The sequence below is a fragment of the Sphingomonas sp. genome (genome assembly GCF_048595155.1).
In the GTDB taxonomy this organism is placed as follows: Bacteria; Pseudomonadota; Alphaproteobacteria; order Sphingomonadales; family Sphingomonadaceae; genus Sphingomonas_I.
Genome location: NZ_JBMDXN010000003.1, coordinates 44085 through 55103, shown reverse-complemented (window position 1 = coordinate 55103; position 11019 = coordinate 44085). Strand labels below are relative to the sequence as shown.

The 11019-nt window shown below is 63.2% G+C and carries 10 protein-coding genes; 3 read left to right on the top strand and 7 right to left on the bottom strand.

Annotated elements, in window-relative coordinates; translation table 11 throughout:
• The 3 genes from ACOJSI_RS00535 to ACOJSI_RS00525 all read right to left on the bottom strand — a co-directional run.
• The coding region (locus tag ACOJSI_RS00535; RefSeq protein WP_420136299.1) for a Ca2+-dependent phosphoinositide-specific phospholipase C at positions 1 to 345 on the bottom strand (345 nt) is incomplete at its 3' end.
• A gap of 2 nt (positions 346 to 347) precedes the next feature.
• Positions 348 to 3020, bottom strand: a complete 2673-nt coding sequence (locus tag ACOJSI_RS00530) for a TonB-dependent receptor (protein ID WP_420136298.1) — start codon at positions 3018 to 3020, stop codon at positions 348 to 350.
• Between the two features lie 149 nt (positions 3021 to 3169).
• Positions 3170 to 4591, bottom strand: a complete 1422-nt coding sequence (locus tag ACOJSI_RS00525; protein ID WP_420136297.1) for a nucleoside hydrolase-like domain-containing protein — start codon at positions 4589 to 4591, stop codon at positions 3170 to 3172.
• A gap of 188 nt (positions 4592 to 4779) precedes the next feature.
• Between ACOJSI_RS00525 and ACOJSI_RS00520 the strand changes: the two genes are divergently transcribed.
• The gene (locus tag ACOJSI_RS00520) at positions 4780 to 5181 is read left to right on the top strand and encodes a GFA family protein (RefSeq protein ID WP_420136296.1); all 402 of its coding nucleotides are present in this window, start codon (positions 4780 to 4782) and stop codon (positions 5179 to 5181) included.
• A gap of 83 nt (positions 5182 to 5264) precedes the next feature.
• Here ACOJSI_RS00520 and ACOJSI_RS00515 read toward each other — a convergent pair whose 3' ends face one another.
• Together ACOJSI_RS00515 and ACOJSI_RS00510 are read right to left on the bottom strand one after the other, a co-directional pair.
• Complete coding sequence (locus ACOJSI_RS00515; protein WP_420136295.1) at positions 5265 to 5489, bottom strand: RNA 3'-terminal phosphate cyclase; 225 nt, start codon at positions 5487 to 5489, stop codon at positions 5265 to 5267.
• Positions 5490 to 5598: 109 nt separating this feature from the next.
• Positions 5599 to 6771, bottom strand: a complete 1173-nt coding sequence (locus tag ACOJSI_RS00510) for a diguanylate cyclase (protein WP_420136294.1) — start codon at positions 6769 to 6771, stop codon at positions 5599 to 5601.
• Between the two features lie 162 nt (positions 6772 to 6933).
• On the opposite strand from ACOJSI_RS00510, the gene ACOJSI_RS00505 reads away from it, so the two are divergent.
• Positions 6934 to 7410, top strand: a complete 477-nt coding sequence (locus ACOJSI_RS00505; RefSeq protein ID WP_420136293.1) for an AAA family ATPase — start codon at positions 6934 to 6936, stop codon at positions 7408 to 7410.
• A 73-nt stretch (positions 7411 to 7483) separates the two neighbouring features.
• On the opposite strand, the gene ACOJSI_RS00500 is transcribed toward ACOJSI_RS00505, so the two are convergent.
• A complete protein-coding gene (locus tag ACOJSI_RS00500; RefSeq protein ID WP_420136292.1) occupies positions 7484 to 9847 on the bottom strand; it encodes a TonB-dependent receptor in 2364 nt (787 codons plus the stop codon).
• Between the two features lie 175 nt (positions 9848 to 10022).
• Here ACOJSI_RS00500 and ACOJSI_RS00495 point away from each other — a divergent pair, with 175 nt between their 5' ends.
• Positions 10023 to 10397, top strand: a complete 375-nt coding sequence (locus tag ACOJSI_RS00495) for a winged helix-turn-helix domain-containing protein (RefSeq protein WP_420136291.1) — start codon at positions 10023 to 10025, stop codon at positions 10395 to 10397.
• A 51-nt stretch (positions 10398 to 10448) separates the two neighbouring features.
• On the opposite strand, the gene ACOJSI_RS00490 is transcribed toward ACOJSI_RS00495, so the two are convergent.
• Positions 10449 to 10874 carry a hypothetical protein gene (locus tag ACOJSI_RS00490; protein ID WP_420136290.1) on the bottom strand — a complete coding sequence of 142 codons (426 nt, stop codon included), beginning with the start codon at positions 10872 to 10874 and terminating at the stop codon, positions 10449 to 10451.
• Between the last annotated feature and the right edge of the window lie 145 nt (positions 10875 to 11019).

Below are 11019 nucleotides of genomic sequence, written 5' to 3'. Positions count from 1 at the left end.
GCCCGACTTCAGCATCGCCGCCCGATCGAACGATGTATGTTCCCCGGCAGCGCGCGCCCATTCCTCGCCCTTCGGGTTGGCATAGCGACCGCCGGTCGGATCCGCGAAGATGTCGATCTCCAGCTGTCGCACGCCCGCATCCAGCTGGCGGGCGAGCGGCAGGTGATAATAATCCAGCCCGTCGGCGAGCTTGGGCTCGGCGGCGCGTATCTTCGCCATCACCGCCGGAGGTATCTGCGCCTTGTAGCTGTTATGCGACCCGACGACCTGGATATCGTTCATCGCCAGCGGCGCGGCCGCCACCGCGCCGGAGGACAACAGGAGGGCGGCGAGGAGCGCCTTCATCCTTAAAACTCCGCCCGCACGCCGAACAGGATCGTCCGGCCATAATAGTTGATTTCGCCGAACCGCAGCTTGTCCTCGTTGTACGAATAGGTGTGCGCGCCGGCGAGATTGATGCCCTCAATACTGGCGGTTACGTTCCTGGTGATCTTCAGCGCCAGGCTGCCGTCGAGCGATCCGAACGGTGCCAGATAGGTCGACGCCTGCGTCGTGCTGCCGTTGCCGGTCAGATATTTGTCGCGCCAGACGTAGGAAAGGCGACCCGAAAAGGGCCCCTTTTCGTAGAAACCGACCACGTTGAAGCTGTTCTTGGACAGGCCGATCAGCTGGTTTTTGATCGGCCGTGCGCCCGCCGTATAGTCCGAGCGCACCGATGTGTGCGTGTAGGATGCCTGGAAACCCAGCCCATCAAACGGCTTCGGCAGGAAGGTGAAGACCTGGTTATAGGCCGCTTCCAGGCCGTAAACCTTGGCATCGCCGCCATTCACCTGAGTGCTCAGCAGCACCGTTCCCCGCCCGGGAATGTCGATATTGATGTTCTGAGCGGTGATATAATCGTCCATCTTCTTGTAGAAGAGCGCGCCGGTAAGCGATCCTTCGCGGCTGAAATACCATTCCAGTGACGCGTCAAACTGCGTTGCGAGGAAGGGTTTCAGGTCCGGATTGCCGCCGCTGGCAGTCGGTGCGTCGGTCGCGACGCTGATCTGGGGTGCGCTTTGCGTGACGTTAGGACGGGTCAGCACGCGGCTGGCGGCGAGCCGCCCGATCAGATTGGGCGTCAATTGCGCGCGCAGGTTGAAGCTCGGCAGCCAATTGTTGAAGGTCTTCGGAAAGCTTGCCGGCGTCGGCGCGGTGCCGATCGTGAGCGTACCGCTCGCGACCTGATCGGTGTGGACATAGCGCACGCCGAAATTGCCGGTGACATCGACCGTGCCAAGCGCGAAGCCGTAATCGGCTCGCACATAGCCGGCTGCGACCTTCTCCTTGACGACGTACGAGGCGCGCAGATCGGCGGCGCCGAGCGGCGCGTTGGCGATCGCATCGGTGAACAATTTATCGTAAAAGACGTCGGTGATCGGGACTAGCCAGTTGCGCGGATAATTGCCCGGCACGCCTTTCAGGAAATCGTCATAAGGCATCGGCTCATAACCGTTCGGTGCGAACTGGTTGAGCGGGACATTGTTGGCGCTGTTCACCGTGAAATCGCGCCTGCGATAATCGCGCTTGCGCCAATGATATTCGCCGCCCGCGCTGATCTTGGTGATGAAGCCGCCGATATCGCGCGCGACGTCGAGCCGGCCGTATCGATCCCAATCCTTACTGTTCTTGGGCGCGATATTGAACGGATAGATGATGTAATTGGCTGGATTGTTGACGTCGGTCGTCGTGCTGATCGTCGGCAGCTTCTTATAGCCGGCCGAGGCATCATAGGTCAGCGGCGCGAAGAACATGATGCGGCTGCGCACCGTGCCCTCGGCATAGCTTGGGTGGAAGCTGTGGGCGTAGGACCAATTGGCGTTCGCTGCGACATGCCAGTCGTCGCCCGGATCCCACGTCTGCTTCAGCCCGATCGTGATCAGATCATGCCGGTTGAGGCTATATTCGCGCGTGCCCATGAAGCGCACGTCGTTGATGGTCGCGCCGACCACCGTGTCCCCGACCGTCTTGACCGACCCCGGCACGATGACCGGCTTGTGACCGGCGACGCTCGTGTCGTCAGGGTAGATGTCGAGCCCGAATTCGTCATAGGCGACGTCGAGCCGGGTCGCGAGGACGTCCAGCGTCGTCTGCAATTCCGGCGTCGGCTGCCACTGCGCGGAGACGATGCCGGAGATGCGCTTGCGGTCTTCTGTTTCCACCGTCGGGCGCAGGCGGGTCGGCGTGTAGAAGCCTGATCCCAGCGCCGAGGTGAATTTATCGAGGTTCCAGCCGGTCTGGTAGGATCGATCGTTGCGCACCGACTTGCGCCAATATTGCGCGCCGGCAAGGATACCGAATGTGCCGTCGGCGGTCTTGTAGCTGGTCAGCCCGGTCAGGTTCGGCCGGACCTTGTCGGTCATGTCGGTATAGGTGCCGCGCAGGTTGAGCGTCGTGCGGGTCCCGATGTCCAGCGGATGGAAGGTGCGGACGTCGATATTGCCGCCCAGCGCGCCCTCGGTCATGTCCGGGGTCGGCGTCTTCACCACGTCGATCCGCGATACAAACTCGGCCGGCAGCATCTCGAACCGGAACTGCCGACCATTGGCGCCGCCATTCTCGATAAGGTCGTTGATCGCGACCGGGCTGCCGTTCAACAACGTGCTCTGGAATTGCGGGCCCAGGCCGCGCACGCTGACATACAAGCCTTCGCCGCGCGGGCGCGTGATCGTCACGCCGGTGACGAGCTGGAGCGCTTCGGCGACGTTCTGGGTCGGGAATTTGCCGATGTCGGTCGATGCGATCGAATCCACGCCATAGGCGGCGCGCCGCTTGGTCTCGGTCGCTTCGGCAAGGCTGCGCGCGTAGGAGCCCGTGACGACGACTTCGCCGCTATCGGTTTCGGGAGCGGGGGGCGCCGGGGCAGGGGCGGGGCCCGCACCCTCCGCCAAAGTCGCAGGCGCTGCCAAAGCCGGCGTCGTGCCCAGCATCAGACAGGTGAACGGAAGCGTCGCCTGAAGCAGGCGCGAGCGCAGTAACATCGATGATTTCCCCTTGATGCCGGCTATTTAGCCGTTGGCAAGGGCCCTCTAGGGGCGCCGTATTACACTTTCCGGGCGGAAATATTGCGGTGATGTTGCACTGCGGTAAACTGCTCCCGCAGCGTGCTGCCTTGCTGTCGGCAAATATGTCAGGGCGTGATCGTCACGATCACCCGGCCATAGCGTGTCAGCGGCGGCTCACCCTTGTCCGTTACCCGCACGATGAAATGCGCCTCGCGCGGTTCGGTGACGGTCGGTCCGGTGAAATCCACCGTATGGAGGTTGGCCGCACCGCCGGGGATTGCGGCGCGCCAATGGCCGATTTCCTGATAGTGAAACCATTGGAAGCTCAGGCTGTCGCCGTCCGGGTCGCTGCTGTCGACCGCGCTCAGTTCGAACTTTTGACCCGATTTTACGGTAAGCCGGCTGGCGGCGAGCTTGACCACGGGCGGATGATTGGCCCGATCGAACGGGCGTGTCGTCCACGTCATGCGCGCGGCGAAATCATTCTGGAAATCGTCGCGCCAGCGCCAGATGCCGGCGCGGAAATCCTTGATCTGTCGATCGCCGGGTATCTGTGCGCGGCCGTAGGGCTTGGCCACTTGCGGCGTGTAGAGGTCGATCGCGTTCGTCCAGATCGGCCGCGTCTCCGGCTCGATCGGTACGCCGCTGAATCCACTTGGATCGGTGGTGGCGATCGGCGGCGTATACAGCTCGTATCGGCCACCCCAGCCGCCCCAATCCGGATGTTCGGGCACGCTCAACCCGTTCGGGATCAGAGACAGATAAGCGGGCGTATCCCCCTCCATCCCATAGGCGACGTCGGGATAGAGTGCGCCCAGTGGCCCATGGCCCTGCTGAATATTGTCACGCAGCCACGTATTGCTGATGGTCGTATTGTCCCCACCATCGATCAGCGTGTGAATGCCCGTCCACGTGCCCGCGCCATAGCCGCCCGGGCTGACGATGTAGAACAGATCGGGGAAGGTCCGGCGGATCCACGCGCCGCTATCGTCCTGGTCCGAAATCGTGGAAACGCGCAGCTTCCCGATCAGCCGGCGGGCCTCCTGCGGCGTACGCGTCGCGCGGATCGTATATAGCGCCTGCGCCAGCGTGTTCGCGCCGCCCCATACCGTCACCCACAAGGGGCGGGCATCGCTCCGCTCCAGCGCCTCCACGATCAGCCGGGATCCCGGCGTGTCTTTGCCGGCGCCGACAGTCTCCATGCCATAACCCGGCTGCCCCTCGCGGACGAGCGCGAGCAGCCGAGCGGGGGCGGGATAGCCCGTCTCATGCTTCAGCAGATTGGGCTGCACCTTGGCATAGGCCTGGACGATCCGCCGGATCGACTCCGGATGCAGCGCCGTCTTCATGTGAGTCGACGTCGTCGCGACCAGCCCTTCGATGTCGATCTCGTTGGCATAGAGGAACAGCCGAACGAAGGACTGGGAATCGTCAGGATCGGCTTCGATATCGCTCAACACGATCATCCGCTGCCGCTCGGCAGGAGCCGTAAGCGGTGCCTGCGCGGCCGCGGCGGCGGGCAGGGCGGTCGCCCCGATCAGCGCCAACCAAATCCACCCTGTCCGCATTGCGTCCCCCCACATGATCCCGCGTCCAAGGCGCTTTTGGCGACAACGCAGCGGCCCGTAAACGCTTCGCATTGCTCATCTGCACGCGGCATGATCGCGAGATTTGATCACTCGTTGCCAATAGGGAGGTTCATCGGCAACGTGGGAGCGGGGAAGGGGAGCGCGCAATGCTAACAGGAACCTGCCATTGCGGAGCGGCGGCTTGGACGCTGATCGGCGACCCCGGTTCCATAACCGCCTGCAATTGCACGCTATGCCATCGCTATGGCGCGCTCTGGGCCTATGATTTCGAGGGCGAGAGGATCAGCGTCGAGGGCCCGACGTCGCGTTTCTGCCGCGTCGGCAAGAAGGATCCCGCTCTGGAAATCCTGTTCTGCCCGACCTGTGGCGGAGTTCTTGCCTGGCGCGGCCTCAGGCTGGAGCCGGATGGCCGGCGGCGCATGGCCGTCAACCTTCGACTGGCGCCATTCGAAATGGTGGCCGATCTTCCGATCGATCATTTCGATGGCTTGGACTCATTCGAGGATCTGCCTGCCGATGGCTGCAAGGTGCGCGATCTCTGGGCGTAATCGCCGGTAAGCAATAACAGTTTAGCGACGCCCATGCTGTGCCCCGCTAAACTGCTTCAACCGGCCTGACCTACACTAATCCCTCAGGACGTCGTGCTCACCACCTCGACGAGATGCACGCCATCCGCCCGCTGCTGGAACGTGCATCGGCGATCCAGGAACTGCGCGATGATCGCCGCCGCCGTCAGGCTGTGCTGACTCGGTTTGACGGTGGTGAAGGATCCGCCACCAGCCAAGGCAAACGGCAGCAGCAGTTGGTCTGCCAGATAGGGGCCAGCGAACGCCGAAGACGCCAGGTAGCCCGCCATCCGGCCCGCCGCCATCGTGGCGACGGACCGACTGCGCAAATATCTGGCGCGCTTCGATCTTTCCTGGGCTGAGCTCAACGACGCCGCCTAGCGACGGCTGTGGCGGGGCTTACGGTGCGGTTTGCTCCACCGGTTCGGCAAGTTCGATGCGGTTGCGGCCCAAGGCTTTGGCGGCATAGAGCGCACGATCGGCGGCCGACATGGCGCTGCTGAGCGTGGCCATGCCATTGCCGAGCTCGGCCAAGCCAATGCTGACGGTCGCGTCTACGCAAACCCCATCGATGCCCGCTTCGGCAGCGTTGGAGAAGGCGATGGACAGGCTCTGTCCGGCGGCGCGCGCGTCCATCCTGGTCTGACCCGGCACCAATGCGGCGAATTCCTCGCCGCCGACGCGCGCAAAGATTGCGTTCGGCCCGAGCGAGCGCAGTGCGATATGGGCGAACAGCTTCAACACCTCGTCGCCGGTGGAGTGGCCGAAACGATCGTTGATCGTCTTGAAATGGTCCAGATCGAATAGCAGCAGGGAGACCGGCTGGCGTGCCAGATGTTTCTGGACCAGCTTTTCCCCTTGTTCGAAGAACCAGCGCCGGTTGCCGACGCCCGTCAGATAGTCGGTCTGCGAGGCATTGAGCAGCTGCTCGTGCGCCTCTTCACGGATCAGGGCGAGCAGGGCCATCGGCATGCCGACGGAATAGAGTACGCCCTCATACATGGTGATCTTGGCGGCGACGGACAGAATGTCCGGGCCGAAATGTTCCGCTAGGGGCGGAAGCGCGAAAATGCGCGTTGCGTAGAAAAGTGCGTGAAAGGCGACGATCCCGACCACGATCGGCCGCGAGCGAAGCCCGCGCAGTCGATCGCTGCGGGTGACTTCCCAAGCGGTTGCTGCCGAGACGAGCGCGATCGGCAAGGCGCTGACATAATTCCACAGGCCTCCGCCCCACGCCGAGCCCGCCAACACCCATGTCGCCGCCAGAAGCACGAGCAGGATCACCGACGCCTTGCGATGCCGGCGGCCGCTCAAGGATGCCACGCCATGCAAAACCAGCAGGTAACCGGACACCAGGATAAGGTTGCTCGCGCCCGAGATGATGGTGCCGGGGAAAATATGGCGGCCGATCGCGACCGCGCAGCCGAACGCGAGCGTCGCATAGGCAGCCGCAAGAATTCCCAGCTCCCGCCGGCGCTGCGGCCGCGCCTCCCGCTCCCACAGCGTCATGCCGGCACTCAGCAACAGCGTGCCGACCGCCAAGAGGTATAGAGTGAGGAGATCGAAACGCATTCAGGCACCGAACTTGCCGACGCCTGTAAGTGGGGCGCCGCGCTTCTTTAAGGAATTATGACACGCGCGGCACCCCTAAGTGTCGCGGCCGCGCTCCGCTGACCGGCAGCGATATCGCCGAGCGGATTGCTCGTGCCAACCGGACTCATGCTAATGTGGATCATGTCGCGAAAACCAAAAGCCTTCATGCTCCACGGCTTCATTGCTTCGGGCAAGACGACGCTCGCCAAGCAGCTGGAGCGGCAACATGATGCGCTCCGCTTCACGCACGACGCATGGATGCGCAGCTTATATGGTGAAGATCCGCCGGCCGAGCAGTTTCCGGATTATGCGGCGCGCGTCCATGGCGTGATGGAGGCGATGTGGACGCGCTGCCTTGTTATCGGCGTCGATGTTGTCCTGGATTTCGGCTTCTGGTCACGCGCCGAGCGGCAGCGCACGCGGGCGTTGATCGTCGCGCATGGCGGTGCGCCGCTGCTGTACGAAGTGAGCTGTCCCGAGCCGGTGGCACAGCAACGTCTCGCCCGCAGGAACAATGATTTGGCAGACGGTCTGCACATCGCCCCTGCCACCTTCGCAGCGCTCAAGGCGAGGTTCGAGCCGCTTCATCCTGACGAAGATCGTATCGGCTCGTTTTAACGACTCGGCCCTTCGGCAATGGCACGTGGCTCATCGGATGACCCGACCCTGTGATGGGGCGGCGGCACCTTATTCATTGCCGCGCCCGCAGCGTCAGGCCGATCGTGCGGGGCTCGCTCGGCGTGCCGAGGATCAGGCCGGAATTGCCTGCCTGAACCGTCAGATTCTGGATATAGTTGGATTTGAACAGATTGCGCGCGAACACGGCGACCTCCCACTTGTCGGCAAGCTGCAGGCTGACACTGGCATTGATCACTTCATAGCCCTTGATGAACGTATAGCGCGACAAGGACGGGTCGCCATAATAGCCGCTCCGCCAGCTGTTGTCGGCATGCAGCACAATGGCCGCGTCGCGCCCGCGCAGGGTGAACGGCAGGACATAGTCGCCGCCCAAGGTCTCGGCGAACCGCGGCAGTCCTGATAGGCGCTGGCCGGTGAGGTTGCAGGCGGCCGTTGCCGATGTCTGCAGCTCCAGGGGGCAGGGGCCGGCGGGATATTTGGCATAGTCCCCGTGCGCGTAGGCGATCGATCCACGTAGCGAGAAGCCCTTGAACAGCAAAGCGGTGGCATCGGCCTCGATACCTTTGACGACCACCTTCGGGATGTTGGCGAGATAGCCGCGCAGGGCCACCGTCTGGCTGTTGTCGACGATCGTCGCCTGAAAGTCGCGGACGCGGGTATAATAGCCGGCCAGGTTCAGGATCAGTCGCCGATCGAACAGGCGGGATTTCAGGCCGATCTCATAGGTCGTATTGCGCTCCGGCGCGACGACCGCAGTGGCGATCGCCGGTTGGTTCTGGGCGTCGAGCGGCAGGCCCGACATGTTGATCCCGCCCGATTTGAAGCCGCGTGCGAAGCTCGCATAGCCGTGGATATCGTCGCTCACGGCATAAGCGATGTTCGCGCGGCCGGACAGGCTGCCATCCTTGTCGCGCGCCGCATAGGATTGCGGACGCAGGATCGACAGCTTGGCATTGGCCAGCGTCGTGTTGGTTGTCGGCAGGCCGCCGAACACGATCGTGGAATAACGCCCGTGCTTTTCCTCATAGGTATAGCGCAGGCCCCCCGTCAGCGTCAGGCGCGCGAGCGGGGTCCAATTGACCTCGCCAAAGGCGGCATAGCTGTCGGTCGTAAAGCGGGTCGCCCCGTCCGTGCCATAGCCGTCGAGCAGGTTGGACGGAAATTGCGGCGCGGGACCGAGCAGCCAATAGGTTGCCTGCGGGCCATAGATGCTGATCGGCCGGCCGCGGATCGTCTGATTGAAGAAATAAAGCCCGCCGACATAATTGAACGCGCGGTCGCCGTTCGATGCGATCCGCAGCTCCTGGCTATATTGATCCTGATGCGATGGGATGTGCTGGGTCAGCTGGATCGGGATGCCGGTATAATCGCGATCGTTGGCGGCATCCCATTGCCAGAAGCGCCAGGCGCTGACCGATGTCAGCGTGGCGGGGCCTAAATCCCAATCCACGATCGCCGAAGTGCCGCCTTCGCTGGTGCGGACGCCCAGATCGGCATCGATATCGTTGACGCGGTCATAGGCGTTCAGGCTGGGCGGGGCATAGTTCAGCCCGGCCGCGAGCGCCGGATATTGCCGCGCCGCCGGCCGCAGGCTGGTGCCCACGCGCAGATAGACTTGCGCGCAGCAATCGGCATTGAACGCGGAATAATCCGCCGTCAGCCGGATTCGCAGCGCGGGCGTTGGCGTGAACAGCAGCTGCCCGCGCACCGCCTGATTGCCGATGCCGTTATAGCTCCGGCCGTTCACCGCATTGCGGATATAGCCATCGCTCCGCGTCGACAGGCCGGAAATCCGGAACGCGATCTGATCGTCCATGATCGGCCCGGAGGCGGACGCCTTCGCCTGAAGGAATTGCCGGCTGCCATAGGAGATTTCTTCGCTGGCTTCGGGCGTGAAGCTGGGGGCCCGCGTCGTGATGCTGATCGCGCCCGCCGTCGTGTTCTTGCCGAACAGCGTCCCTTGCGGCCCCCGCAACACCTCGACCCGGTCGATGTCGCTGAAGTCGAACGCGGCCGTCGCCGGACGCGCATGATAGACCTGATCGACATAGAAGCCGACGCCGGGCTCCAGTCCGTCATTGGCCTGGCTGACGGCGACGACGCTGCTGCCAAGGCCGCGGATCGTGAAGGCGGTGTTGCGCGGGTTGGCCGAGCTGTAATTCAGGCTCGGCACCAGCAGGCTCAGCTGCTGCGTATTCACTGTATAGGACCGATCGATAAGATCGCCGCCAATAACGGATATCGCGCCGGGCACCGCCTGAGCGTCTTCGGGACGAAGGCGCGCGGTCACCACCACGTCGGGCAGTCCGGCGCGGGGCGTCGTCGGTTCGGCCCCGGCGGCGGCCGGTCCCATCTGTGCACCAGCTGCGGACGTCGCTGCCAACCCCAAGGCAGCGGTCAGGATCGATCGAAACATTGCAGCCCCCTTCAGATGCCCTTTGTCGGGTCCATCTATATTCGTCTGTATATAGATGCGGTGTGCTGACAAGTTAAAATGGCGTGGTAGGCGAGGCACGGCCCAACGGCGGACGGTTGATTGCGCCGCCACGGTGTGGACAAGGGAGATGGGATCGCGCTGAGAGGAATGGCCAATGGCAATCGACGGACCAGTGAAGCTGAATTTCCAGCTTATCGGCGCCGATCAGCCCGCCATCGGCCCGGGCAAAGCGATGGTTATGGAAGCGATCGACCGCGAAGGCTCGATCTCCGCCGCGGGCCGTGCCTTGGGCATGAGCTATCGGCGGATCTGGTTGCTGGTGGAAGGTCTGAATACCAATTGGCGAGAGCGGGTCGTCGATACCAAGATGGGTGGCGGCAAAAGCGGCGGTGCCCATCTCACCGATTTCGGCCGCACCTTGTTGGAGACCTATAGGGCGGTCGAAACCCGCATGATGGCCGCCGCCGCCGGCCCGGATCTCGATTGGCTCATTGCAGCGCGCAAGCCGGATCAGGCCGCGAACCCATAACCGGCAAAGGAGTGGAACGGCCAACGTCGAGGTGGCACGCCGACCTGCCGCTCAGCACATGATCCCTGGCGTAACGAGCGCTTTCCACGTGGTGCGGGGCGTCGACAACGTCGAGTAATAGACGTTCGTGTCGACCTCATCCGGTGACGCGGAACGAAGGCCCTCAAACCGAACTCTGTCGGTTTTCAGCCCTCGGTTCGACAGCCGCTTGGCGATGGTTATCTTACGCCGCTCGGCAAGAGCATGGGCGGGTCCGTCGGCTGGCCCCGCAACGGTGGGGAAGACCGTAATCCAGCCCGGGCGCCAGAGCGGTCTATCAAGATTTTCGAGATAGCCATCGAGCGCCTCCTCCGTTCGCGCGTCGAACCTATCGCTACCGGAGACAAACCCGAACGCTGGCCCTCCCGGACATATCTCCACGTCCGCTGATCCAAACGGCGTAGCTAGAAGGAGCAGAGTAAAGATCGCGATCACCACCCCATTTTTCTATGAAAGCTAAATGTCTGCAAGACGGCGTTTGGCGCTGGTCTTCATTCATGACCTTGCGGCCGCCTTCGGCGGTGGTCGCGCCCGGCTACGCCATTGTTACACCCGTTGCTCCCCAGGCGTGCGGCCCTTAAAG